This window comes from Pseudomonas parafulva NBRC 16636 = DSM 17004 (genome assembly GCF_000730645.1).
GTDB classification, from domain to species: Bacteria; Pseudomonadota; Gammaproteobacteria; order Pseudomonadales; family Pseudomonadaceae; genus Aquipseudomonas; species Aquipseudomonas parafulva.
Window position 1 is genome coordinate 65,069 of sequence record NZ_BBIU01000011.1, and the last position, 25,969, is coordinate 91,037.

The 25,969-nt window shown below is 62.1% G+C and carries 22 protein-coding genes; 1 reads left to right on the forward strand and 21 read right to left on the reverse strand.

The window, feature by feature from the left end; all coding sequences use genetic code 11:
* Positions 1-45: 45 nt before the first annotated feature.
* From eno to rpsB, 21 genes are all read right to left on the reverse strand, one after another.
* A complete protein-coding gene (gene eno, locus PPA02S_RS08560; RefSeq protein ID WP_028634999.1) occupies positions 46-1,335 on the reverse strand; it encodes a phosphopyruvate hydratase in 1,290 nt (429 codons plus the stop codon).
* A gap of 152 nt (positions 1,336-1,487) precedes the next feature.
* Positions 1,488-2,333, reverse strand: a complete 846-nt coding sequence (gene kdsA / locus PPA02S_RS08565) for a 3-deoxy-8-phosphooctulonate synthase (protein WP_028634998.1) — start codon at positions 2,331-2,333, stop codon at positions 1,488-1,490.
* 3 nt (positions 2,334-2,336) lie between these two features.
* Positions 2,337-3,965, reverse strand: coding sequence for a CTP synthase (gene pyrG, locus PPA02S_RS08570; protein WP_028634997.1), 1,629 nt, complete (start codon positions 3,963-3,965; stop codon positions 2,337-2,339).
* A gap of 270 nt (positions 3,966-4,235) precedes the next feature.
* On the reverse strand, positions 4,236-5,519 hold the full coding sequence (gene tilS / locus PPA02S_RS08575) for a tRNA lysidine(34) synthetase TilS (RefSeq protein WP_028634996.1): 1,284 nt from the start codon (positions 5,517-5,519) through the stop codon (positions 4,236-4,238).
* A 118-nt stretch (positions 5,520-5,637) separates the two neighbouring features.
* Positions 5,638-6,585: an acetyl-CoA carboxylase carboxyltransferase subunit alpha gene (locus tag PPA02S_RS08580; protein WP_028634995.1), complete on the reverse strand. Its 948-nt coding sequence runs from the start codon at positions 6,583-6,585 to the stop codon at positions 5,638-5,640.
* Positions 6,586-6,690: 105 nt separating this feature from the next.
* On the reverse strand, positions 6,691-10,215 hold the full coding sequence (dnaE, locus tag PPA02S_RS08585) for a DNA polymerase III subunit alpha (protein ID WP_028634994.1): 3,525 nt from the start codon (positions 10,213-10,215) through the stop codon (positions 6,691-6,693).
* Between the two features lie 86 nt (positions 10,216-10,301).
* Positions 10,302-10,925 carry a ribonuclease HII gene (gene rnhB / locus PPA02S_RS08590; protein WP_028634993.1) on the reverse strand — a complete coding sequence of 208 codons (624 nt, stop codon included), beginning with the start codon at positions 10,923-10,925 and terminating at the stop codon, positions 10,302-10,304.
* Position 10,926: 1 nt separating this feature from the next.
* Positions 10,927-12,054: a lipid-A-disaccharide synthase gene (gene lpxB, locus PPA02S_RS08595; protein WP_028634992.1), complete on the reverse strand. Its 1,128-nt coding sequence runs from the start codon at positions 12,052-12,054 to the stop codon at positions 10,927-10,929.
* A 1-nt stretch (position 12,055) separates the two neighbouring features.
* On the reverse strand, positions 12,056-12,832 hold the full coding sequence (lpxA, locus tag PPA02S_RS08600; RefSeq protein WP_028634991.1) for an acyl-ACP--UDP-N-acetylglucosamine O-acyltransferase: 777 nt from the start codon (positions 12,830-12,832) through the stop codon (positions 12,056-12,058).
* Positions 12,829-13,269, reverse strand: coding sequence for a 3-hydroxyacyl-ACP dehydratase FabZ (gene fabZ, locus PPA02S_RS08605; RefSeq protein WP_028634990.1), 441 nt, complete (start codon positions 13,267-13,269; stop codon positions 12,829-12,831). The genes lpxA and fabZ overlap by 4 nt, the downstream gene beginning before the upstream one ends.
* Positions 13,270-13,383: 114 nt before the next feature.
* Entirely contained in the window at positions 13,384-14,439 is a 1,056-nt protein-coding gene (lpxD, locus tag PPA02S_RS08610) for a UDP-3-O-(3-hydroxymyristoyl)glucosamine N-acyltransferase (RefSeq protein WP_028634989.1), read from the reverse strand.
* Between the two features lies 1 nt (position 14,440).
* Positions 14,441-14,944 carry an OmpH/Skp family outer membrane protein gene (locus tag PPA02S_RS08615; RefSeq protein WP_028634988.1) on the reverse strand — a complete coding sequence of 168 codons (504 nt, stop codon included), beginning with the start codon at positions 14,942-14,944 and terminating at the stop codon, positions 14,441-14,443.
* 44 nt (positions 14,945-14,988) lie between these two features.
* Positions 14,989-17,340, reverse strand: a complete 2,352-nt coding sequence (gene bamA / locus PPA02S_RS08620) for an outer membrane protein assembly factor BamA (RefSeq protein WP_028634987.1) — start codon at positions 17,338-17,340, stop codon at positions 14,989-14,991.
* A gap of 74 nt (positions 17,341-17,414) precedes the next feature.
* A complete protein-coding gene (rseP, locus tag PPA02S_RS08625; RefSeq protein ID WP_028634986.1) occupies positions 17,415-18,767 on the reverse strand; it encodes an RIP metalloprotease RseP in 1,353 nt (450 codons plus the stop codon).
* Positions 18,768-18,834: 67 nt separating this feature from the next.
* Entirely contained in the window at positions 18,835-20,025 is a 1,191-nt protein-coding gene (gene ispC, locus PPA02S_RS08630; RefSeq protein WP_028634985.1) for a 1-deoxy-D-xylulose-5-phosphate reductoisomerase, read from the reverse strand.
* Positions 20,022-20,837, reverse strand: a complete 816-nt coding sequence (locus PPA02S_RS08635) for a phosphatidate cytidylyltransferase (protein ID WP_028634984.1) — start codon at positions 20,835-20,837, stop codon at positions 20,022-20,024. The genes ispC and PPA02S_RS08635 overlap by 4 nt, the downstream gene beginning before the upstream one ends.
* Positions 20,837-21,592, reverse strand: a complete 756-nt coding sequence (uppS, locus tag PPA02S_RS08640; protein WP_028634983.1) for a polyprenyl diphosphate synthase — start codon at positions 21,590-21,592, stop codon at positions 20,837-20,839. The genes PPA02S_RS08635 and uppS overlap by 1 nt, the downstream gene beginning before the upstream one ends.
* Positions 21,593-21,608: 16 nt before the next feature.
* Positions 21,609-22,166 carry a ribosome recycling factor gene (gene frr / locus PPA02S_RS08645; protein WP_028634982.1) on the reverse strand — a complete coding sequence of 186 codons (558 nt, stop codon included), beginning with the start codon at positions 22,164-22,166 and terminating at the stop codon, positions 21,609-21,611.
* Positions 22,163-22,906, reverse strand: a complete 744-nt coding sequence (gene pyrH, locus PPA02S_RS08650) for a UMP kinase (RefSeq protein WP_028634981.1) — start codon at positions 22,904-22,906, stop codon at positions 22,163-22,165. The genes frr and pyrH overlap by 4 nt, the downstream gene beginning before the upstream one ends.
* Positions 22,907-23,086: 180 nt before the next feature.
* The gene (gene tsf / locus PPA02S_RS08655) at positions 23,087-23,950 is read right to left on the reverse strand and encodes a translation elongation factor Ts (RefSeq protein ID WP_028634980.1); all 864 of its coding nucleotides are present in this window, start codon (positions 23,948-23,950) and stop codon (positions 23,087-23,089) included.
* A gap of 183 nt (positions 23,951-24,133) precedes the next feature.
* Complete coding sequence (rpsB, locus tag PPA02S_RS08660) at positions 24,134-24,871, reverse strand: 30S ribosomal protein S2 (RefSeq protein WP_028634979.1); 738 nt, start codon at positions 24,869-24,871, stop codon at positions 24,134-24,136.
* A 299-nt stretch (positions 24,872-25,170) separates the two neighbouring features.
* On the opposite strand from rpsB, the gene map reads away from it, so the two are divergent.
* Positions 25,171-25,953: a type I methionyl aminopeptidase gene (map, locus tag PPA02S_RS08665; protein ID WP_028634978.1), complete on the forward strand. Its 783-nt coding sequence runs from the start codon at positions 25,171-25,173 to the stop codon at positions 25,951-25,953.
* The last annotated feature ends 16 nt before the right edge of the window (positions 25,954-25,969 follow it).

The following is a 25,969-nucleotide window of genomic DNA, read 5'->3' on the forward strand; positions in this document are numbered from 1 at the left end:
GCGTGTGCCTGCAGCGGCGGCTGCTGCCTTTTTACCATCTCTTGCTTAGGCGCGAAACTCGGCACGACCACGGTATACCGCCTTGGCACCCAGTTGCTCTTCGATGCGCAGCAGCTGGTTGTACTTCGAGACGCGGTCGGAGCGGCACAGCGAGCCAGTCTTGATCTGACCTGCAGCGGTACCCACGGCCAGGTCGGCGATGGTGGAGTCTTCGGTTTCGCCGGAGCGGTGCGAGATGACTGCGGTGTAGCCTGCAGCCTTGGCCATCTGGATGGCTTCCAAGGTCTCGGTCAGCGAGCCGATCTGGTTGAACTTGATCAGGATCGAGTTACCGATACCCTTCTCGATGCCTTCCTTGAGGATCTTGGTGTTGGTCACGAACAGGTCGTCGCCCACCAACTGCACTTTGCTGCCGATCTTGTCGGTGAGGATCTTCCAGCCCGCCCAGTCCGATTCGTCCAGGCCATCTTCGATGGAGATGATCGGGAAGCGCTCGGTCAGGCCCTTGAGGTACTCGGCAAAGCCTTCGGCGTCGAACGACTTGCCTTCGCCCGACAGGTTGTACTTGCCGTCTTCGTAGAATTCGGAAGCTGCACAGTCCAGGGCCAGGGTCACATCGGTACCCAGCTTGTAGCCGGCTTTTTCGACAGCTTCAGCGATGGCACCCAGGGCATCTTCGTTGGACGCCAGGTTAGGCGCGAAACCACCTTCATCACCCACAGCAGTGTTCAGGCCACGTGCCTTGAGCACGGCCTTGAGGTGGTGGAAGATCTCGGTGCCCATGCGCAGCCCGTCGGAGAAGGTCTTGGCGCCAACCGGCTGGACCATGAACTCCTGGATGTCGACGTTGTTGTCGGCATGCTCGCCGCCGTTGATGATGTTCATCATCGGCACCGGCATGGAGTACTGGCCTGGGGTGCCGTTGAGGTTGGCAATGTGCGCGTACAGCGGCAGGTCCTGGTCCTGGGCGGCAGCCTTGGCGGCAGCCAGCGACACGGCGAGGATGGCGTTGGCGCCCAGCTTGGCCTTGTTCTCGGTGCCGTCGAGTTCGATCATGGCATGGTCCAGGGCCTTCTGGTCGGAAGGGTCCTTGCCCAGCAGCAGCTCGCGAATCGGGCCGTTGATGTTGGCGACAGCCTTCAACACGCCTTTGCCCAGGTAACGGCTCTTGTCGCCATCACGCAGCTCCAGCGCTTCGCGCGAGCCGGTGGAAGCACCGGACGGCGCACAAGCGCTGCCGATGATGCCGTTGTCGAGCAGTACATCGGCTTCCACGGTGGGGTTGCCACGCGAATCGAGAACTTCACGACCTTTGATGTCGACGATTTTTGCCATTGTTGTAAGCACTCCAGAATTGACGAAAACAACGCAGCTTAGGGAATTCTTGCCGTTCGCCGGGAGGGTTTGCGATGGCAGGCCCGGCGAAGGGAGCCCCTGACCGAATGGTCAGGGGTAGGTCGGGCGCTACTTTACCCGAGAAACGCGCTTTAGGCGGTTTCTACCGTCGGAAAACTTTTCACCAGGTCGTCCAGTTGCTTGAGCTGGGCCAGGAATGGCTCCAGCTTGTCCAGGCGCAGGGCACAGGGGCCGTCGCACTTGGCGTTGTCCGGGTCCGGGTGGGCTTCGAGGAATAGCCCCGCCAGGCCCTGGCTCATGCCGGCCTTGGCCAGGTCGGTGACCTGGGCGCGGCGCCCGCCTGCGGAATCGGCGCGACCACCCGGCATTTGCAGGGCGTGGGTCACGTCGAAGAACACCGGGTACTGGAACTGCTTCATGATGCCGAAGCCGAGCATGTCCACGACCAGGTTGTTGTAGCCGAAGCTCGAACCACGCTCGCAGAGGATCAACTGATCGTTACCGGCCTCTTCACACTTGGCCAGGATGTGTTTCATTTCCTGAGGCGCGAGGAACTGGGCCTTCTTGATGTTGATCACTGCGCCACTGCGGGCCATGGCCACCACCAAGTCGGTCTGGCGCGACAGGAAGGCAGGCAACTGGATGATGTCGCAAACCTGGGCCACCGGCTCGGCCTGGTAGGGCTCATGCACGTCGGTAATCACCGGCACATTGAAGGTGCGCTTGATCTCTTCGAAGATCTTCAGCCCTTCTTCCATGCCAGGCCCACGGTAAGAACTGACCGAGGACCGGTTGGCCTTGTCGAAGCTGGCCTTGAACACATAGGGGATACCGAGCTTGTCGGTAACCCGTACGTATTCTTCGCACACCTTCATGGCCAGGTCGCGGGATTCCAGCACGTTCATGCCGCCAAACAGCACAAACGGCTTGTCGTTGGCGATCTCGATGTTACCGACGCGGATGATCTTCTGGGTCATGGATCAGGCCTTGTTCTTCTGGGCGAGGGCCGCTTTCACGAAACCACTGAACAACGGGTGGCCGTCACGCGGGGTGGAGGTGAATTCCGGGTGGAACTGGCAGGCAACGAACCATGGGTGATCCTTGGATTCAACCACTTCCACCAGCGCGCCGTCTTCGGAACGGCCGGATACCACCAGGCCAGCATCGACCAGTTGCGGCAGCAGGTTATTGTTCACTTCATAGCGGTGGCGGTGACGCTCGGTGATCACATCCTTGCCGTAGCAATCGTGCACGTTGGAGCCGGCTGCCAGTTGGCAGTCCTGTGCACCCAGGCGCATGGTGCCGCCCAGGTCGGACGCTTCGCTGCGGGTTTCGACCGCGCCGGTGGCATCAGCCCACTCGGTGATCAGGCCCACGACCGGGTGGCCGCTGTTGCGGTCGAACTCGGTGGAGTTAGCGTCTTTCCAGCCCATCACATTACGGGCAAACTCGATCACGGCCACCTGCATGCCCAGGCAGATGCCCAGGTACGGTACCTTGTTCTCACGGGCGTACTGCACCGCGGTGATCTTGCCTTCCACGCCGCGCAGGCCGAAACCGCCCGGCACCAGGATGGCATCGGCGCCTTCGAGTAGGCTGGTGCCCTGGTTTTCGATGTCTTCGGAGTCGATGTAGCGCAGGTTGACCTTGGTACGGTTGGTGATGCCGGCGTGGCTCATCGCTTCGATCAGCGACTTGTACGCATCCAGCAGCTCCATGTACTTGCCGACCATGGCGATGGTGACTTCATGCTCAGGGTTGAGCTTGGCGTCCACCACCTTGTCCCACTCGGACAGGTCGGCACCGTTGCACTGCAGGCCGAAACGCTCGACGACGAAATCGTCCAGGCCCTGGGCATGCAGCACGCCTGGGATCTTGTAGATGGTGTCGACGTCTTCCAGCGAAATGACCGCACGCTCTTCAACGTTGGTGAACAGGGCGATCTTGCGGCGCGACGAGGCATCGACCGGGTGGTCGGAGCGGCAGATCAGTACATCGGGCTGCAGACCGATGGAGCGCAGTTCCTTCACCGAATGCTGGGTCGGTTTGGTCTTGGTCTCGCCCGCGGTGGCGATGTACGGCACCAGGGTAAGGTGCATCAGCATGGCGCGCTTGGAGCCGACTTCGACGCGCAGCTGGCGGATGGCCTCAAGGAACGGTTGCGACTCGATATCGCCCACGGTACCGCCGATTTCCACCAGGGCCACGTCGGCATCGCCGGCACCCTTGATGATGCGACGCTTGATTTCGTCGGTAATGTGCGGAATGACCTGGATGGTGGCACCCAGGTAGTCACCACGGCGCTCCTTGCGCAGCACGTGCTCGTAGATCCGGCCCGTGGTGAAGTTGTTGTTCTGGGTCATGGTCGTGCGGATGAACCGCTCGTAATGGCCCAGGTCCAGGTCGGTTTCGGCGCCGTCCTGGGTGACGAATACTTCACCGTGCTGGAACGGGCTCATGGTGCCTGGGTCGACGTTGATGTACGGATCCAGCTTGAGCATGGTGACCTTCAGGCCCCGCGCTTCCAGGATGGCCGCCAGGGAAGCCGAGGCAATGCCTTTCCCCAATGAAGAAACAACACCGCCCGTGACGAATATGTAGCGCGTCATGAAAAACCCTAGAAGTCTGCGTTAAGGCGGCCAGCGCCGCCGGAGAAAGCGAAGGAAGGCCGAAGCCTCCGATCACCTGCGTCAATCACAGTGCATCTCGAAAAACTGCCGCGTCTGTACAGACCAGGGGTATCCCCGGCATGGAGCTCGCTCGTCATTTCTCAGAATCAGCCCAGCAAAAAACTGCTTGGTAATCGGCAACCCCTGTGTTTTCGCGGAACCCACAGAAGCTGTATCAAGAAGGGAGGGTAGTCTACCCGAATGTACCCATCAGCTCAAACCTTGCGCGTTGCTCGGCAGTAGCCATTGCAGCTGGCAATCGCCCCGCCCCAGGCCTGGCAGGTTGGCGACCGCCAGCAGCTGCTCGCCCTGGTACAGCAACGGCAGGCGCGCGCGCAGAAAGTGCGGCACTTGCAGCTCGTTGAGCAGGCGCTTGAGATCACGCCGCCCCCGCCCGGGGACGTCCAGCACTTCGCCACCCTGGCGGTAGGCAATGCGCAGGCCTGCCAGCGCGGCTGCGCCAACAAGTCGCACGCAGCCGTTACCAGGCAACGCCAGAGGCGCCCCGGCATCCGCCCAGCTCAGGCCGCCTGCAGGCTGTCGCAACCAATCACCACTCAGCCACCAGATACGCCCCTGACTGCGCACCAGCTGCCCATCGGCAAGCCGCCACACGGGCTGGGCATCGGCTGCGGCGTCGCGCAAATCTGCCCACCCGGCCCAATGACGCGTATCGGGCAGTCGGGTACGGCTGCTGAGCCAGTATTCCAAGGCGTTACGCTGCCGCGCGGGCGACAGCGCCCCCAGGCTGGCCAGCGCCAGCGAGTCCAGCCCTGGCCAGGTGCCCGGTGCCCCTTGCGCGGCCGATGACAGGTCGGCCCGGGCCAGCTCTTCGAGCAAGCCCAAGGCTTCGCCCAGGTGCTCGGCGGCGCGGGCGAGGCTCTGGCCGGCCTGGGGCCAGCGCCGCTCAAGCACCGGTACCACTTCAGCACGCAGGTAGTTGCGAGCGTACTGGAGATCGCTGTTGGAAGGGTCTTCAACCCAGGCCAGGCCACGCGCCTTGGCATAGCCTTGCAACTGCTCCCGGGGGCAGCCCAGCAGCGGCCTGACCAGCACCCCCTGCCCCAGCGCGCGCTGTTTGGCCATGGCCGCCAGCCCCCGCAGGCCTGCGCCGCGCAACAACCGAAACAGCACAGTCTCGGCCTGGTCATCCAGGTGCTGCCCGGTGAACAGGATGTCACCCTGCCCCATGAACGCTTCAAAGGCGGCGTAACGCGCATCGCGGGCGGCTTGTTCCAGGCTGGCGCCGCGCACGACGTCGACGTGAATAACGCGCAGTTCGACACCCAGGTGGTCGCAGGTGCGCTGGCAATGGGCAGGCCAGGCATCGGCAGCCGCCTGCAGGCCATGATGAACGTGAACGGCGCACAACGGTGGGCACGAATGCTGGCGGGCGTAAGCCGCCAGGCAGTGCAGGAGGACGGTGGAATCCAGGCCACCCGAAAAGGCGATGTACCAGTGAGGGGCGGTTACCCAGGGGGTTGGGTCGATCATCAGGGCCTCTGAAACCACTCGCGGGTGACCCCGCCCCTACAGGCAATACCTGTCTGTAGAGGCGGGGTCACCCGCGATAACCGGCAACGCCGGTGCCATTACCTGACAGCCGGAATAATCAGACGCCGTAGCTCATCAAGCGGTCGTAGCGACGCGCCAGCAGCGCGTCGTGATCGAGCTTGCCCAGGATGTCCAGCTGCTGCACCAGGTCGGCACGAATGCTTTCAGACATGGCAGCCGGGTCGCGGTGGGCGCCGCCCAGCGGCTCCTCGATGACCTTGTCGACGATATTCAGGCTCTTCAGGCGCTCGGCGGTGATACCCATGGCTTCAGCCGCGTCAGCCGCTTTGTCGGCAGTCTTCCATAGAATGGAGGCGCAGCCTTCAGGCGAGATCACCGAGTAGGTGGAGTACTGCAGCATGTTCAGCTGGTCGCACACACCAATGGCCAGCGCGCCGCCGGAACCACCCTCACCGATCACGGTGGCGATGATCGGGGTTTTCAGGCGGGCCATGACGCGCAGGTTCCAGGCGATGGCTTCGCTCTGGTTGCGCTCTTCGGCGTCGATGCCAGGGTAGGCACCCGGGGTATCGATGAAGGTCAGGATCGGCATGCGGAAGCGCTCGGCCATTTCCATCAGACGGCAGGCCTTGCGGTAGCCCTCGGGGCGTGGCATGCCGAAGTTGCGGCGCACCTTCTCGCGCACTTCGCGGCCTTTCTGATGGCCGATGACCATCACGGGTTTGCCGTCCAGGCGCGCAGTACCACCAACAATGGCAGCATCGTCGGAGAAATGGCGATCGCCGTGCAGTTCTTCGAATTCGGTGAAGATGTGTTCCAGGTAGTCCAGGGTGTAGGGACGACGTGGGTGACGGGCCAGGCGAGCGATCTGCCAGCTGGTGAGGTTGCCGAAGATGCTTTCGGTCAGGGTATTGCTCTTGTCTTGCAGACGGGCAATTTCATCGCTGATATTCAGCGAATTGTCGTTGCCTACCAGGCGCAGGCCTTCGATCTTGGCTTGCAGGTCGGCAATCGGCTGTTCGAAATCGAGAAAATTCGGGTTCATAGTCATCCGTCTTGGGTCTACGGCCAGGCGGCCGGCCGGTTGATCCGTTTGGCGCCATACCTTAAGGGATCAGGCGCATTCAGGTCGAGATTAAATTTGGTCGGTTCAACGATATTGCAGAAAGACGTTCTCACGCCCGAACTGGTCACGCAGTGTCTGAATCAACCCATCGGCCGGGTCGATTGCCCACTGCTCGCCAAACTGCAGCATGGCCTTGGCGTCACTGCCGGTGTACTCCAGGGTGATCGGGCAGGCACCCCGGTGGCGGGTGATCAGCTCGCCCAGCCATTTCAGCCGGTCGCCCTTGAGCGCCTCGTGCGCCACTTTCAGGCGCAGGCTCTCGGCCAGCTTGGTACGGGCGTCTTCCAGGGTCATGACCTGCTTCACCCGCAGGCGCAAGCCGCCCGAGAAGTCATCGTTGCTGACCTCCCCTTCCACCACCACCATGGCGTCGGTCTGCAGCAGAGACTGGGCGGTGATGTAGGCATCGGCAAACAATGATGCCTCGATGCGCGCGGAACGATCATCCAGGGTCACGAAGCCCATCTTGTCGCCCTTCTTGTTCTTCATCACCCGCAGGGCAATGATCATGCCCGCGATGGTCTGGGTATCGCGCGAAGGCTTGAGGTCAATGATGCGCTGGCGCGCAAAACGACGGATCTCAGCTTCATACTCGTCGATCGGGTGGCCGGTCAGGTACAGCCCAAGGGTGTCCTTCTCGCCTTTGAGCCGCTCCTTGAGTGTGAGGGGCCGCGCCTTGCGGTGGTTGGCATAGACGTCGGCATCCACCGCATCGAACATGCCACCGAACAGGTCGATGTGACCGCTGTCTGCCGTGCGGGCAGTCTGCTCGGCGGCTTTGATCGCTTCGCCCAGTGCCCCCAGCAGGATGGCCCGGTTGATGTCGATGTGGGCGTGGTAGGCCTTGATCTCGTCGTGGAAGTGCGGGCCAAGCCGGTCGAGGGCGCCACTGCGCACCAGGGCATCGAGGGTGCGCTTGTTGACGCGCTTGAGGTCGATGCGCTCGCAGAAATCGAACAGGTCCTTGAACGGACCACCTTCGGCACGTGCCTCGACGATTGCCTCCACCGGCCCTTCGCCCACCCCCTTGATCGCACCCAGGCCATAAACGATGCGCCCATCATTGTTGACGGTGAACTTGAAATCGGAGAAGTTCACGTCCGGGGCGTCCAGGCGCAGCTTCATGCTGCGCACTTCCTCCACCAGCACCACCACCTTGTCGGTGTTGTGCATGTCCGCAGACAACACGGCGGCCATGAATGCAGCCGGGTGGTGGGTTTTCAGCCAGGCAGTCTGGTAAGACACCAGCCCGTAGGCGGCGGAGTGCGACTTGTTGAAGCCATAGCCGGCGAATTTCTCCACCAGGTCGAAGATGTTACCCGCAAGATCGCCATCGATACCGTTGTTGGCACAGCCCTCGATGAAACCGCCGCGCTGCTTGGCCATTTCCTCGGGTTTTTTCTTGCCCATCGCCCGGCGCAGCATGTCAGCGCCGCCCAGGGTATAGCCAGCCATCACCTGGGCGATCTGCATCACCTGCTCTTGATACAGGATGATGCCGTAGGTGGGCGCCAGCACCGGCTGCAGGCCGTCGTACTGGTAGTCAGGGTGCGGGTAGGCCAGTTCGGCACGGCCGTGCTTGCGGTTGATGAAGTCATCCACCATGCCCGATTGCAGCGGGCCCGGGCGGAACAGCGCCACCAGTGCGATGAGGTCTTCCAGGCAGTCGGGCTTGAGCTTCTTGATCAGCTCCTTCATGCCCCGGGATTCAAGCTGGAACACCGCCGTGGTTTCGGCTTTTTGCAGCAGCTCGTAGGTTTTGCGGTCATCCAGCGGGATGAAGTCGATGTTCAAGTCCGGCAGGTTTTTCTTGGCCTGCTCGCGGTTGATGATCTCCATCGCCCACTTGATGATGGTCAGCGTACGCAGGCCGAGGAAGTCGAACTTCACCAGGCCGGCCGCTTCGACATCATCCTTGTCGAACTGGGTGACTAGGCCGCCGCCCTCTTCATCACAGGCGATGGGCGAGAAGTCGGTGAGCTTGGTCGGCGCGATCACCACGCCCCCGGCGTGCTTGCCGGTACCGCGGGTGACGCCTTCGAGCTTCAGCGCCATGTCCCAGATTTCGCGGGCGTCTTCGTCCCCCTTGAGGAAATCGCGCAGGATCTCTTCCTGCTCGTAGGCCTTCTCGAGGGTCATGCCCACTTCGAACGGGATCATCTTCGACAGGCGGTCGGCCAGGCCGTAAGACTTGCCCTGCACCCGCGCCACATCCCGCACCACGGCCTTGGCCGCCATGGTGCCGAAGGTGATGATCTGGCTGACCGCGTTGCGGCCATAGGCTTCGGCCACGTAGTCGATCACCCGGTCGCGGCCGTCCATGCAGAAGTCGACGTCGAAGTCGGGCATGGAGACACGTTCAGGGTTGAGGAAGCGCTCGAACAGCAGGTCGTAGGCCAGCGGGTCCAGGTCGGTGATCTTCAGTACGTAGGCCACCAGCGAACCCGCACCCGAACCCCGGCCGGGGCCCACGGGCACGCCGTTGTTCTTGGCCCACTTGATGAAGTCCATCACGATCAGGAAGTAACCGGGGAAGCCCATCTGGATGATGATATCCAGTTCGAACTTCAGGCGGTCCAGGTAGACCTGGCGCTTCTCTTCGTAGTCCGGCGTGGTGTCCTTCGGCCACAACACTGCCAGGCGCTCTTCGAGGCCCTCGTGGGACACGTGGCGCAGGTAATCGTCGATGCCCATGCCGTTGGGCGTCGGGAAGTCCGGCAGGAAATACTTGCCCAGTTGCACCTGGATATTGCAGCGCTTGGCGATTTCCACGGTGTTGGCGATGGCGTCCGGCAGGTCGCTGAACAGCGCCGCCATTTCGTCGGCCGACTTCAGGTACTGCTGGTCGCTGTACAGCCGAGGGCGACGCGGGTCGTCCAGGGTCCAGCCTTCACCGATACACACCCGGGTTTCGTGGGCATCGAAGTCGGACTGCTTGATGAACCTCACATCGTTGGTGGCAACCAGCGGTGCGCCCAGCCGGTCGGCAAGGGCCACGGCAGCATGCACATAGTCTTCGTCGCGAGGCCGGTTGGTACGCTGCAGCTCAACGTAGAACCGGTCGGGGAACATGCCCATCCAGTCCTGCAGCAGGGCCTGGGCCTCATCGAGCCGACCGGCCAGCAGCGCCATGCCGATGTCACCCTCACGGCCGGCAGACAGGGCAATCAGCCCTTCGCTGGCGGGGGCGATCCATTCACGTTGCAGAATCACCAGGCCATTGCGCTGCCCGTCGGTCCAGCCACGGGAAATCAGCTCGGTGAGGTTGCGGTAACCCTGAGGGTTCATGGCCAGGAAACAGATACGCGACAGCGGCGCTTCGGGGTCTGCACCGGCCAGCCACAGGTCGGCCCCGCAGATGGGCTTGATGCCTGCGCCCATGGCGGTTTTGTAGAACTTGACCAGCGAGCACATGTTGCTCTGGTCGGTAATGGCCACTGCCGGCATGTTCATCCCGGCCAGTGCCTTGGCCAGCGGTTTGATCCGCACCAGGCCGTCTACCAGCGAGAATTCGGAGTGGACGCGCAGGTGAACGAAGGGAACCGACATGGAAGATCCTGTAGCAGTGCTGAACGACAAGGGCGCAATTGTAGCGTAGTTGCGAAGGGATGTTGGGCCGCGCGGCTGGCCCCTGATCAGATCAGCGAATCGACCACGCCGTCACGCGCTTCCCAGGCCGCACGCACGGGGGCAAACGAGCGACGATGAATGGGCGTAGGCCCCAGGCGCGCGAGCGCTTCGAGGTGCACAGGCGTCGGGTAGCCCTTGTGCCCACCCATGCCGTAGCCCGGGTAAATGAGCTCGAAGGCTGCCATCTCCCGGTCGCGGCTCACCTTGGCCAGGATTGAGGCAGCGGCAATGGCCGGCACCTTGGCATCCCCCTGCACAACGGGTGCGCAGGGTACGGCCAGGCGTGGGCAGCGGTTGCCGTCGATCAGGGCCATGTTGGGGGTGATGTGCAAGCCCTCGACTGCACGCTGCATGGCCAGCAGGGTGGCGTGCAGAATGTTCAGGCGGTCGATTTCCTCGACTTCAGCGCGGGCAATGCAAAAGCTCAGGGCTTTTTCGCAGATTTCGTCGAACAGCGCCTCACGGCGGGCTTCAGTCAGCTTTTTCGAATCGTTAAGGCCCAGGATCGGGCGCAATGGGTCAAGGATCACTGCCGCCGTGACCACTGCACCGCACAACGGGCCACGGCCCACTTCATCGACACCGGCAACCAAGTCTTCGACCAGGTTGAAGTCCAGCCCTATCTGCATCTCAACGCCTCTCCAGCAAAGCCAGCACCGCGTCGGCGGCCTGGTTGGAGGCGTCGCGACGCAGGGTGCGGTGAATTTCGTCGAAGCGCTCGGTCTGCAGGCTGCCATCGCGCACCAGTGGCGCCAGTGTGGCGGCCAGCGCTTCGCTGGTGGCTGCGTCCTGCAGCAACTCAGGCACCAGCTCACGCTGGGCCAGCAGGTTGGGCAACGACACGTACGGGCTTTTCACCAGGCGCTTGAGTATCCAGTAGGTCAGCGGCGCAAGGCGATAAGCCACCACCATAGGGCGCTTGAACAGCAATGCCTCCAGGGTGGCGGTGCCCGAAGCGATCAACACCGCGTCACAGGCCGCCAGGGCCTGGTGCGACTTGCCATCAAGCAGCGTCAATGCAAGCTGCCGGCCGCTCAGCATCTGCTCGACCTGGGCGCGGCGGCTAGCATTGGCGCAGGGCAGCACAAAGCGTACCCCCGGCACCCGTTCGCTCAGGCGCTGGGCTGCATCCAGGAACAACGCCCCCAAGCGACCCACTTCCCCGCCACGGCTGCCTGGCATCAGCGCAACCACCGGCCCGTCACCCAAGCCGAGGGCGGCACGGGCAGCAGCGCGGTCGCACTCCAAAGGAATGGTGTCGGCCAGCGGGTGGCCGACGAACCGCACCGGTACGCCCTGCTCTTCATAGAAGCGCGCCTCGAAGGGCAGCAGCGTCAGCATCAGGTCGCAGCCCTGGCGAATCTTCAGTACACGCTTCTGACGCCAGGCCCACACGGACGGGCTCACATAGTGCACGGTCTTGATACCGGCCTGGCGCAGCTTGAGTTCGATCGTCAGGTTGAAATCAGGGGCGTCGATGCCGATGAACGCATCCGGCTTCTGCTCGATCAGGGTCTGGATCAGCAGCTTGCGGCGCTTGAGCAGTTCGCGCAGACGGCCCAGCACTTCCACCAGCCCCATCACCGCAAGGCGCTCCATGGGGAAGTAGGACTGCAGGCCCTCGGCTTCCATGAGCGGGCCACCGACACCGATGAAGCGCACATCGGGGTGACGCACCTTGAGTGCGCGCATCAAGCCCGAGCCAAGAATGTCGCCGCTGGCCTCACCCGCGACCAAGGCTATGCAAAGCTGGGCCATATCAGCGGGTGATGCCGCGGGCAGAGCTCACGATCGACTGACGGAACAGTTCGACCTCAGGGTACTGCGCAGCCGGTGCCTGCAACTCGCGCAGGGCATCTTCGACAGTCAGGCCCTGGCGGTACACGATCTTATAGCAGCGACGCAGCACGTGGATGACCTCGTCACTAAAACCGCGGCGGCGCATGCCCTCGAAGTTCATGCTGCGGGCTTCAGCCGGGCTGCCGAACACCGTGACGAAAGCCGGCACATCTTTGCCAATGGCGGTGCCCATGCCGGAAAACGCGTGGGCCCCGATGTGGCAATACTGGTGCACCAGTGTGAAACCGGACAGGATCGCCCAGTCGCCCACGTGCACATGGCCTGCCAGCGCCGTGTTGTTGACCAGAATGCAGTGGCTGCCGATGACGCTGTCATGGCCGATGTGGGCATAGGCCATGATCAGGTTGTGGTCGCCCACGGTGGTTTCGGCGCGGTCCTGCACGGTGCCGCGGTGAATGGTCACACCCTCGCGGATCACGTTGTGATCGCCAATCACCAGGCGGGTCGGCTCGCCTTTGTATTTCAGGTCCGGGGTGTCTTCGCCAATCGACGAAAACTGAAAGATACGGTTGTGCTTGCCGATGCGGGTCGGGCCTTTGAGCACAACATGCGGGCCGATGACCGTGCCCTCCCCGATTTCGACATCGGGGCCAACGATCGACCAGGGGCCGACCTCGACGCCATCGGCCAGCCTGGCCGATGGATCGATAATGGCCCGAGGATCAATCAAATTCATAGGGAGCGTTCCGCGCAGGTGATCTCTGCCGAGCATACAGGCTTGCCGTCCACCAGGGCACGGCATTCGAACTTCCAGATCATGCTCTTGCGGCTGAGGAACTTCGCCTCCAGCACCAGCTGGTCACCCGGCAGCACCGGCTGGCGGAAGCGCAGCTTGTCGGAGCCGACGAAGTAATACAGCGTGCCGTCGGCCGGCTTGGCATCCAGCATCTTGAAACCCAGGATACCGGCCGCCTGGGCCATGGCTTCGATGATCAGAACGCCCGGCATGATGGGGTGCGCCGGGAAATGGCCGTTGAAGAACGGCTCGTTGATGCTGACATTCTTGTAGGCACGAATGCTCTGGGCCTCGTAGTCCAGATCCGTCACACGGTCCACCAGCAGGAACGGGTAACGGTGAGGCAGGTATTCGCGAATCTCGTTGATGTCCATCATTTCGGGGGGGAAGCCTGTAATAAGAATAGGGAGCGCAGGTGCTGACCACACGCTCCTTTTGCAATCCAAAGAGGAGCCAGCTAGCGACTGTTCACTCTTGCTCAGAAAATGGTATCAGCCTTCTGATGTCGGCCGGCCACCTGAGGTCACGGTATCGACGCGTTTTTCCAGCTGCTGGAGGCGCTTGGCCATGTCGTCCAGGTGACGGATACGCGCGGCGCTCTTGCGCCAGTCAGCCAGTGGCTGCATGGCAGTGCCGGATGAATAGGCGCCCGGCTCGGTGATGGAGCGGGTGACCATGGTCATGCCAGACACAAAAACGTTATCACAGACATCGATATGGCCAACCATGCCAACGCCCCCGGCAATGGTGCAGTGCTTGCCGATGCGCGTACTGCCGGAAATACCCACACACGCAGCCATGGCCGTGTGCTCACCAACGTGCACGTTGTGGGCAATCTGGATCTGGTTGTCCAGCTTGACCCCATCGGCAATCACGGTATCGGACAGCGCGCCACGGTCGACCGCCGTATTGACGCCGATTTCAACATCATCGCCGATGCTCACGCCGCCAATCTGGGCGATCTTGCGCCATACGCCTTTTTCGTTGGCAAAGCCGAAGCCTTCACCGCCGATCACCGCACCCGACTGGATAACCACCCGCTTGCCGATGGTGACGTCGTGGTACAACGTGACCCGCGGGGCCAGCCAACCGCCCTCGCCGATGACGCAACGAGCACCGACCACGCAATGGGCACCAATGGTGACGTTGGCGCCGATGCACGCCCCGCTTTCAACGACTGCAAAAGGCCCGATACAGGCACTGGCATCCACCTGAGCATCCCCGGCCACCACGGCGCTGGGATGAACACCCGCCACAGCCTTGGGTTTTGGGTCGAACAGGTGGGAAATGCGTGCGTACGCCAGGTACGGGTCCGCCACGATCAGCGCGTGGCCGGCAAAGCCTTCTGCATCCGCCGCCTTGAGCAGCACGGCAGCCGCCTGGCAGTTGTCCAGGTACTTGCGGTACTGCGGGTTGGCGAGAAAGCTCAGCTGGCCGGGGCCGGCCTCCTGCAAGGTGGCCAGGCCGGTGATGTTCAGGTCACCAGGGCCCTTCAGGGTGGCCCCGAGGGCCTCGGCCAACTGGCCAAGCGTCATGGTCAGGGTCATATCAACGGGCTTGGTTCATGCGCTCGATAACCTGGCGGGTGATGTCGTACTGAGGTTTGACATCGATGACCGCGCCGCGCTCGAGCACCAGGTCAAAGCCACCTTTCTTGATGACTTCTTCCACCGCACCGTCCAGCTTGGGCTTGAGCTGCTTGAGCATGTCACGGTCGGCCACGGCCTTGGCTTCGTTGAGTTCCTTGGACTGGAACTGGAAGTCACGGGCTTTCTGCTTGAATTCAAGCTCCAGGCGCTCACGCTCAGGCTGCTGCATCTTGTCGCCGCCCTTGATCAGGCGATCCTGGATGCCCTTGGCGCTGCTTTCCAGGCTCTTGAGCTTGGTCAGCTGCGGGCCGAACTTTTTCTCGGCATCCACGGCGTACTTCTTGGCGGCGTCCGATTCCAGCAGGGCCATCTGATAGTTCAGAACGGCAACCTTCATTTCGGCGAAAGCCGGGGTGGCGACCAGCGCCGCGGCCACTACGGCCATTTGGGTCAACTTGCGCACGATGAACTCCTGGATAAACCGTTGTCGTTAAGCAAGGGCCGACCTTAGAAGGTCTGGCCCAGAGAGAATTGGAACACCTGGGTGTCGGCATCGTCCGGCTTCTTGATCGGCATCGCCAGGCTGAAGCTCAGCGGGCCCAGGGCGGTGATCCACGTCACACCCACACCGACCGAACTGGCCATGTCGGAGAAGCCGACCTTGGCGCAATCGGGCTTCTTGCCGCAATTGGTGTCGAACACGTTACCCACATCCCAGAAGACCGAGGTCCGCAGGGAACGCTGATCCTTGATGAACGGCATCGGGAACAGCAGTTCTACGCCGCCCTGCACCAGGACGTTGCCGCCGAAGGGTAGCGGGTCTTGGTCTGGATCCGTCAGCGTACCGTTCTTTTCATTGGCCTGGCTTGGGGTACTACGTGGCCCCAGGCTGCTGTCCTTGAAGCCGCGGACAGAGTTGAAACCACCCGCGTAGTAGTTCTCGTAGAACGGCAAGCCAGAGGTACCGCCGAAGCCGTCACCATAGCCCAGCTCAGTGTGCAGACGCAGGGTGTAGTTCTGGCTGAGGGGCTTGAACAGCTGGCCACGGTAGTCCAGTTTGTAGAACGACAGGTCGCTGCCTGGAATGGTCGACTCCAGGGTCAGGCTCTGGGAGTGGCCACGGGTCGCCAGCACACCTTTGTTCAGCGTTGATTCAGACCAGCCGATCGACGCTTTGAAGTTGGTGAAGCTTTTGCCTTCCTTGTTGATGAAATCAAAGATCTCATCAACCGTGTACTTACCGGTTTTCAGCTTGTCCTGCTGCACGCTCAAACCATAGGTCAGGCGCGACGTTTCGCTGATCGGGTAACCCAGGCTGACGCCGGCACCCAGGCTATCCACCGCATAGCTCGCCACGTCGACGTCGAGATCATCGTAGTTGGTGCTGCGGTAGAAGGCGTTGTAACCCAGGCTCACGCCGTCGGCAGTGAAGTAGGGGTCCACGAAGCCGAAGTTGTAGCGGGTCTGGTATTCGGAACGGGTCAGGCCAACGGAAACCTTGTTACCGGTACCCAGGAAGTTGGTCTGGCTGATCGAACCACCCAGGATCAGGCCCGCACTCTGGGCGAAACCGACGCTGGCGGTGATCGAACCGGACGCCTGCTCTTCAACGCTGTAGTTCACGTCGACCTGGTCATCGGTACCCGGCACAGGCGGGGTCTCGACGTTCACATCCTTGAAGAAGCCCAGGCGCTCAAGGCGGGTCTTGGACTGGTCGATCAGGTAGGTCGAAGCCCAGCCGCCTTCCATCTGGCGCATCTCGCGGCGCAGCACTTCGTCTTCGGTCTTGGTGTTGCCACGGTAGTTGATGCGGTTGACGTAGGCGCGTTTGCCCGGGTCTACCACGAACATGATGTCGACCGTGTGGTCCTGGTCGTTCGGCTGCGGTACGCCGTTGACGTTGGCGAAGGTGTAACCTTCGTTACCCAGGCGGCGGGTGATCAGCTCGGACGTGCTGGTCATGACCTTGCGCGAGAACACCTGGCCCGGCTGCACCAGCAGCAGCGACTTGACCTGGTCTTCCGGCACCTTCAGGTCACCGGACAGCTTCACGTCACGAACGGTGTACTTCTCACCTTCGTTGATGTTGACGGTGATGTAGACGTGCTTCTTGTCTGGCGTGATGGACACCTGGGTAGAGGCGATGTCCATGTTGATGTAGCCGCGGTCCAGGTAGTAGGAACGCAGACGTTCCAGGTCACCGGACAGTTTTTCGCGGGCATACTTGTCGTCGTTCTTGAAGAACGACAGCCAGTTGGTGGTTTTCAGTTCGAACAGCTGCTGCAGGGTTTCGTCATCGAACACGTTGTTGCCAACGACGTTGATGTGCTGAATGGCAGCGACGGTGCCTTCGTTGATCTTGATCTTCAGCGCCACACGGTTGCGCGGCTGCGGCACCACTTCGGCGTCGACCTCGGCCGAGTAGCGGCCCTGGGCCACATATTGGCGCTGCAGCTCGTTACGCACACCTTCAAGGGTGGCGCGCTGGAAGATTTCACCTTCGGCCAGGCCCGACTGTTTCAGGCCTTTCATCAGGTCGTCGGTGCTGATCGCCTTGTTGCCTTCGATCTCGATGCTCGACACCGACGGGCGCTCGACCACGTTGATGATCAGAACATTGCCATCACGGTTCAGCTCGATGTCCTGAAAGAACCCGGTCTTGAACAGCGAGCGGGTAGATTCCACCAGACGACGGTCATCGGCCTGGTCGCCCACGTTGAGCGGCAAGGCGCCAAAGACGCTGCCAGCGGAAACCCGCTGCAGGCCGTTGACTCGAATATCGGAGATGGTGAAGGACTCGGCGTGAACTTCAGCGATCATCAGTGCGGAGAGGACCGCAGTTAGCAGCAGACGTTTCATGAAGTCCTTTTATTCCAACTGGCAATAAACAACCTGCCGTCATGAACGACAGGTTTCGCAATTGAGCGAAGCTTTTATAGTCGACCCAGATCGTTGATCAGGGCGAGCAGCATCACCCCCAAGACCAAACTGATACCGATCTGGACCCCCCAACCTTGTACCCGGTCCGACAGCGGGCGACCGCGCGCCCATTCGACCAGGTAGAACAGCAAATGCCCCCCATCCAGTACCGGGATGGGCAGCAGGTTAAGAACCCCCAGGCTTATGCTCAGGTAGGCCAGGAAATTCAGGAAATCCCCTACGCCGGACTGGGCTGAAGCGCCCGCCACTTTAGCAATGGTTATCGGTCCACTCAAGTTTTTTACCGAGAGCTCACCGAACAGCATTTTCTTCAGGGACTGCAGCGTCAGCACGCTCATGTTCCAGGTGCGCGACAAGCCCTCGCCAACCGCCTCCAGCGGGCCGTAGCGCACCTCACGCAGCATCGATGCCGGCCACTCGCCACCCTTCACCCCAGCCCCCAGGTACCCCGCAGCCGCACTGCCCTCGCCCTTGCGGCCCAAGGTGACCGGCAGGTCTAGCACGGCGCCGTCGCGCTGCACGCGCACCACCACCTTGGCGTCGGGGCGGGCACGCACGCTGTCGACCACTTGCTGCCATTCAGCCACCGGCTTGCCATCGATGCTCAACAAGGTGTCACCGGTTTTCAGGCCTGCGGCCCCTGCCGGGCCCTTGCTGTCGATTTCGGCCAATACCGGCACGATGGCCGGCCGCCAGGGGTGTAAGCCCAACGACTGGATCGGGTCGGGCTCATCAGCGCCTTTGAGCCAGCTGTCGAGTTTCACCTGACGTTGCTGTTCTGCGCTGGCGCCCTCGTCCCGCACACCCACTTGCAACGTGCCACTTTCACCCAGCCGGCGCACCAGCTGCAGGTTGACCGCCGACCAGCCGTTGGTCGGTTTGCCGTCGATGGAAACGATTTCCTGCCCGGCAACCAGCCCGGCAGAGGCCGCCAGGCTGCCCGCGTCTACGGCCCCGATCACCGGGCGTATCTGCTGGCTACCCAGCATGGCCAGAATCCAGAAGAACAGGATTGCCAACAGGAAGTTGGCAATCGGGCCGGCAGCCACGATCGCAATGCGCTGCCCTACCGGTTTACGGTTGAACGATTGCCCTGCCAGCGAGGGCGGCACATCACCCTCGCGTTCGTCGAGCATTTTCACGTAGCCGCCCAGCGGGATGGCCGCCACCACGAACTCGGTGCCATGGCGGTCATGCCAGCGCACCAGCGGCATACCGAAGCCGACCGAAAAGCGCAGCACTTTTACACCGCAGCGCCGCGCCACCCAGAAGTGGCCGAATTCGTGGAAGGTGACCAGTACACCCAGGGCAACGAGGGTGCCGATAATCATGTAGAGCGCTGTCATGTCCATCTCCGAATGATGTGCAGCGGGCCGGCCTACACCGGCCCCTCGCTACCTGGGCAAACTGGTATCAGCGCCCGTGACGCCTCAGCCATTCGCGGGCCAGCTCGCGGGCGCGCTGGTCGGCGGCAAACACCGCAGCCAGTGACGGCAGTGGCACGACCGGCTCCTGATCCAGAACCTGTTCGATCATACTCGCGATATCCGGGAAGCGGATACGGCGAGCCAGAAATGCCTCGACCGCCACTTCGTTGGCCGCATTGAGCACAGCCGGGGCGCTGTGGCCCGCTTCCGCAGCCTGACGCGCCAGGCGCAGGCAGGGGAAACGCAGCTCGTCCGGCGCCTGGAAGTCCAGGCGGGCGATGCTGAACAGATCCAGCGGGGCAACCCCTGACGCTATCCGCTCCGGCCAGGCCAGGGCATTGGCGATGGGCGTACGCATGTCCGGGTTACCCAGCTGCGCCAGCACCGAACCGTCGACGTAGTCGACCAGCGAGTGGATCACACTCTGCGGGTGCACCACCACTTCGACGTCGGCCGGCGCGGCATCGAACAACCAGCACGCCTCGATCAGCTCCAGGCCCTTGTTCATCATGCTGGCCGAGTCTACGGAAATCTTGCGCCCCATGGACCAGTTCGGGTGTGCACAGGCCTGCTCGGGGGTAACCTCGAGCAGCGCCTCGGCGGGCGTCTCACGGAACGGCCCACCCGATGCGGTCAGCAGGATGCGGCGAACACCCACGGCGCCGAGGCCCCGTGCGTAATCGGCCGGCATGCACTGGAATATCGCGTTGTGCTCGCTGTCGATGGGCAGCAGTACCGCGCCGGAGCGCCGGACTGCGTCCATGAACAGGGCGCCCGACATCACCAGCGCTTCCTTGTTGGCCAGCAAGACCTTCTTGCCCGCCTCTACCGCCGCCAGGGTGGGGCGCAGCCCAGCGGCGCCGACGATAGCCGCCATCACGGCGTCAACCTCCGAAGCCGAGGCCACCTGACAAAGCCCTGCCTCGCCCTCGAGCACTTCAGTGGCACACCCGGCAGCCGCCAGGCCGCTGCGCAACCGAGCAGCGGCCTCAGCCTCCGGCACCACCGCAAACACCGGGCGATGGCGCACGCACAGCTCAAGCAGCTCGTCGATGCGTGAGTACCCGGTGAGCGCGAACACCTGGTAGCGGTCCGGGTGCCGCGCGATCACATCCAGCGTACTCAGGCCGATAGAGCCGGTAGCACCGAGCACGGTGATCCGCTGCACAGCACTCACATCACACCCCATTCAGCAGCCCACAGCAGCACGGCGAACAGCGGAATGGCAGCAGTCAGGCTGTCGATACGGTCCAGCACACCACCGTGGCCCGGCAGCAGGTTGCTGCTGTCCTTGATGCCCGAGCGGCGCTTGAACATGCTCTCGGTCAGGTCGCCCACCACCGATGCCATCACCACCAGCGCAGCACCGACCAGGCCAAGCAGCACCTGGCCCACGCCCCACTCACGGCTGATGCCAACGACCAGCGTGATGACCAGGCTCACCGCCAGGCCACCATAGACGCCCTCCCAGCTCTTGCCCGGGCTCACGTGCGGGGCCAGCTTGCGCTTGCCAAATGCTCGGCCAGAGAAATACGCGCCGATATCTGCCGCCCATACCAGCACCATCACCGACAGGATCAGCCAGTTGCCCAGTGGCCAGTGTTTGAGCAGCACCAGGCCCTGCCAGGCTGGCAGCAGCACCAGCAGGCCGATCAGCAACCGGCAGGCGGCACTGGCCCACAGCTCACTGGTGCGCGGGTAGGTCAGTACCAGCCAGGTAGCCAGCCCCCACCAGATCACCGCCGCACCGAGCACCCAGGGGGCCAGCTCCGGCAACACGTAGAGCAGCATCAGCGCCCCGGCAACCACCAGGGCATAGGCGATACGTAGGGGCTGGGCCATCAGCCCGGCCAGGCGCGCCCACTCCCACGCACCGAGCGTTACCACCAGGCCGATGAACAGGGCGAAGTCGCCCCCTTCGAGCAGGAAGAACCCACCCAGCGCTATCGGCAACAGGATCAGCGCGGTAATGATGCGTTGTTTAAGCATTAAGCACGAGCTCCAGCCTCGACCTGCTCGCTGGTCTTACCAAAGCGGCGCTGGCGCGAAGCGAAATCGGCCAATGCCTTACGCATGGCCTCGTGTTTGAAGTCCGGCCAGAAAAGGTCGGAGAAATACAGCTCGGCGTAGGCCAGCTGCCAAAGCAGGAAATTGCTGATGCGGTGCTCGCCACCCGTGCGGATGCACAAGTCGGGCAACGGCAGATCGCCCGTGGACAGGCACGTTTGCAGCAGGCCCGGGGTGATGTCGTCAGGGCGCAGATGCCCGGCCTGCACCTCCCGCGCAAGCCGCTGGGCCGCCTGGGCGATATCCCATTGCCCGCCATAGTTGGCCGCGATCTGCAGGATAAAACGGTTGTTACCGGCAGTCAGTGCCTCGGCCTCGCGCATGGCGGCCTGCAGCTCAGGATGGAACCGCGAGCGGTCGCCAATGATGCGCAGGCTGATGTTGTTCTCGTTCAGCCGCCGGGCCTCCCGGCGCAACGCCGAGAAGAACAGCTCCATGAGGGCACCGACCTCCTCGGCCGGCCGCTGCCAGTTTTCGCTGGAGAAGGCGAACAGCGTGAGCACCTCGACACCCGCCTCGGCGCACACTTCGATGACCGCACGAACGGCGTCCACTCCGGCCTTGTGGCCGGCAACCCCCGGCAACAGGCGGCGTTTCGCCCAGCGGTTGTTGCCGTCCATGATGATCGCGACGTGACGCGGCACCGAAGACGGTACCGCTGGCTTGGTCTTTTCCATCAAAAAAAACCTGGCCTCAGACGGCCATCAGGTCCTTTTCCTTGGCCTTGAACGCAGCATCGACTTCAGCAACGAACTTGTCGGTCAGCTTCTGGATTTCATCGGCCGCGCGACGCTCTTCGTCCTCGCTGATTTCCTTGTCCTTGGTCAGCTTTTTCAGGTCTGCCAGGGCATCGCGGCGCACGTTGCGCACAGCTACCTTGGCATCCTCGGCCACGCCGCTGGCCTGCTTGGTATAGCCTTTGCGAGTTTCTTCGGTCAGGGCAGGCATCGGCACACGGATGGTGGTGCCAGCGCTCGACGGGTTCAGGCCCAGGTCCGAGGTAAGGATCGCCTTCTCGATAGCCGCGCTCAGGTTCTTGTCATGGGCGACGATCTTCAAGGTGCGGGCGTCTTCGACGCTGATCGCAGCAACCTGGTTCAGCGGCATCTCGCTACCCCAGGCAGGCACCTTGACGCTGTCCAGGATGCTTGGGTGGGCGCGACCGGTGCGGATGGCCGCCAGGTTGCGAGCCAGGGCCTCCAGGGACTTGCCCATGCGGTCCTGAGCGTCTTTCTTGATGTCGTTGATCATGCTTGGCCTTCCTCGATCAAAGTGCCTTCAGCGCCGCCCACCACGATATTCAGCAGGGCGCCAGGCTTGTTCATGTTGAATACCCGCAATGGCATCTTGTGGTCACGGCACAGGCAGATTGCGGTCAGGTCCATCACACCCAGCTTGCGATCCAGAACCTCGTCATAGGTCAGGCGATCGAACTTCTCGGCATGCGGGTCCTTGAATGGGTCAGCAGTGTACACACCATCGACCTTGGTCGCCTTCAGCACCACGTCGGCATCGATTTCGATGGCGCGCAGACAGGCTGCGGAGTCGGTGGTGAAGAACGGGTTGCCGGTACCGGCGGAGAAAATTACCACATCCCCGGAGTTGAGGTGACGGATAGCTTTGCGGCGGTCGTAGTGGTCGGTGACACCCACCATGGAAATGGCCGACATGACCAGCGCCGGGATGTTCGAACGCTCCAGGGCATCGCGCATCGCCAGGGCGTTCATCACCGTGGCCAGCATGCCCATGTGGTCACCGGTAACGCGGTCCATGCCGGCAGCGCTCAGTGCGGCGCCGCGGAACAGGTTGCCACCGCCGATGACCAGGCCCACCTGAACACCGATCCCAACCAGCTGGCCTACTTCAAGGGCCATGCGATCGAGTACCTTCGGGTCGATCCCGAAGTCTTCCGAGCCCATCAGGGCCTCGCCGCTAAGTTTGAGCAAAATGCGTTTATAGCGAGGTTGGCGACCACTCACCTGCTGAGCCATTGCGAGTCTCTCCTGCGGCGTACTGTAGAAAATTCGTGCGGGCTGTTTGCAGCCTGCTAACTGTAGCGTGGCACCGGGTAGGTGCCAGCGGCGGCAGGGTTCGATGAACCCCTCGCCGTTTTGACAAAGAGGCTGCGCGCGTGAGCGGGCAGCCTCTTCGGGGCGACAGACGGGGCTGTCTTACTGCTTGGCAGCAGCTACTTGAGCAGCAACTTCGGCAGCGAAGTCGTCAACCGGCTTTTCGATACCTTCGCCGACCTTGAAGTAGGTGAAGGAAACGATTTCTGCACCGGCTTTTTTAGCCAGGGCGCCCACTTTGACTTCTGGATCCATGACGAAGGCCTGCTCTTTCAGCGAGGCTTCAGCCTTGAACTTGGAAATACGGCCGTTGATCATGTTCTCAACGATGTTTTCCGGCTTGCCGGCGATCTTGTCGGCGTTCAGCTGCAGGAACACGCCCTTCTCGCGCTCGATGGCTTCGGCGGAGATTTCCGACGAGTCCAGGAACTCAGGGTTCGAGGCTGCAACGTGCATGGCGATGTTCTTGGCCAGCTCGACGTCACCGCCTTGCAGAACAACAACGGCGCCGATCTTGTTGCCGTGCAGGTAGGCACCTACCACGTCACCTTCAACACGCACCAGGCGGCGGATGTTGACGTTTTCGCCGCACTTGGCGACCAGGGCTTCACGGGCAGCTTCACGCGAGGCGATCAGCGGGGCTGCATCGGTCAGCTTCTGGGCGAAGGCTTCTTCCAGGCTTTCGGCCACGAAATTCTTGAAGTCGTCTTGCAGGGCCAGGAAGTCGGTCTGCGAGTTCACTTCCAGCAGAACGGCGGCTTTGCCGTCGGTCTTGACGGCGATAGCGCCTTCAGCAGCCACGTTGCCAGCCTTCTTGGCGGCCTTGATGGCGCCGGAGGCACGCATGTCGTCAATGGCTTTTTCGATGTCGCCGTCGGCCTTTTCCAGGGCCTTCTTGCAATCCATCATGCCTTCGCCGGTACGCTCGCGCAGTTCTTTTACCAGCGCTGCAGTAATTGCTGCCATTTCAAAATCCTCTTGGAAAGTTTTTCAACCATTCCACCCGTTGCTCACGGGCGTTCAATTCTGCGAATCCGCTGTTGTGTTCAGCCGGCCCATGATGCGGGGCCATCGCTGACAGCAGGATTTCAAGGTGGCAAAAAGGGGGCAGAGCCCCCTTTTTGCGTGCCAAGTCGACGCTAGCGTCTATTACTCGGCAGCCGGTGCAGCCGCTTCTTCAGCGTAGACTTCGGTGCCGCCAGCAACGTTGTTGCGGCCACGGATCACAGCGTCAGCCATGGAAGTCATGTACAGCTCGATAGCGCGAATGGCGTCATCGTTACCTGGGATGATGTAGTCAACACCTTCCGGGCTGCTGTTGGTATCGACAACGCCGATAACCGGAATACCCAGTTTGTTGGCTTCGGTGATCGCGATGCGCTCGTGATCAACGTCGATGACGAACAGAGCGTCAGGCAGACCACCCATGTCCTTGATGCCACCCAGGCTGCGGTCCAGTTTTTCCAGATCGCGGGAGCGCATCAGGGCTTCTTTCTTGGTCAGCTTGGCGAAGGTGCCGTCATCGGCCTGGGTTTCCAGGTCGCGCAGACGCTTGATCGAAGCGCGGATGGTCTTGTAGTTGGTCAGCATGCCGCCCAACCAACGGTGGTCAACGTACGGCGAACCGCAACGAGCAGCTTGCTCGGCGACGATCTTGCCGGCGGAACGCTTGGTGCCGACGAACAGGATCTTGTTCTTGCCCTGGGCCAGGCGCTCAACGAACGACAGTGCGTCGTTGAACATCGGCAGGGTTTTTTCCAGGTTGACGATGTGGATCTTGTTGCGCGCGCCGAAAATGTACTTGCCCATTTTCGGGTTCCAGTAACGGGTCTGGTGGCCGAAGTGCACACCGGCCTTCAGCATATCGCGCATGTTGACTTGGGACATGATAGTTCCTTGATAAGTCGGGTTGGGCCTCCACGTATCCCAATGACCAACCCGCGAGTTCTGCAACTCGGGGCACCCAGGCCATCGTGTCGACACGTGTGTGGGTTTGTGTGCAGACGGGCCTGGGCCCGAAAGCGGCGCATGTTATACCACAGTGCGCGGGCAAACGGAACCTGAAAACTGCCCCCGCGCTGCAGGCGCCCTGCCATGACTGAAACAGCCTGAACCCCGCAGCTCTGTTAGAATGACGCCTTTCCTGTTTTAGCGCGCCGCGTGCGGCGCAGTGAAGAGAGCCTGTAATGACCGTCACCATCAAGACTGCAGAAGACATCGAGAAGATGCGCATCGCCGGCCGTCTGGCTGCCGAGGTGCTGGAAATGATCGAAGAGCACGTCAAGCCCGGCGTCACCACCGAAACCCTCGACCGCCTGTGCCACGACTACATCGTCAACGTGCAGCAGGCCATTCCGGCGCCGCTCAACTACAAGGGCTACCCCAAGTCGATCTGCACCTCCATCAACCACGTGGTCTGTCATGGTATCCCCAACGACAAACCACTCAAGGACGGTGACACGCTGAACATCGACATCACCGTGATCAAGGACGGCTACCACGGCGACACCAGCCGCATGTTCCATGTGGGTAGCGTGCCGCAGTGGGCCGAACGGCTGTCACGCGTCACCCAGGAATGCCTGTACAAGGCCATCGAACTGGTGAAGCCAGGCTGCCGCCTGGGCGATATCGGCGAAGTGATCCAGAAGCACGCTGAAAAGAATGGTTTTTCCGTGGTGCGCGAGTTCTGCGGCCATGGCATCGGCAAAGTGTTCCACGAAGAGCCGCAGATTCTGCACTACGGCCGTGCCGGCACGGGCATGGAGCTTAAAGAAGGCATGACCTTCACCATCGAGCCGATGATCAACCAGGGCAAGGCCGACACCAAGGTACTGGGCGACGGCTGGACCGCCATCACCAAGGACCGCAAGCTTTCGGCGCAGTGGGAACACACCCTGGTGGTCACCGCCACGGGCTACGAAATCTTCACCCTGCGCAAGGACGACACCATCGCGCGCATCTCGGCCTGAACAGGCACAGCCCACA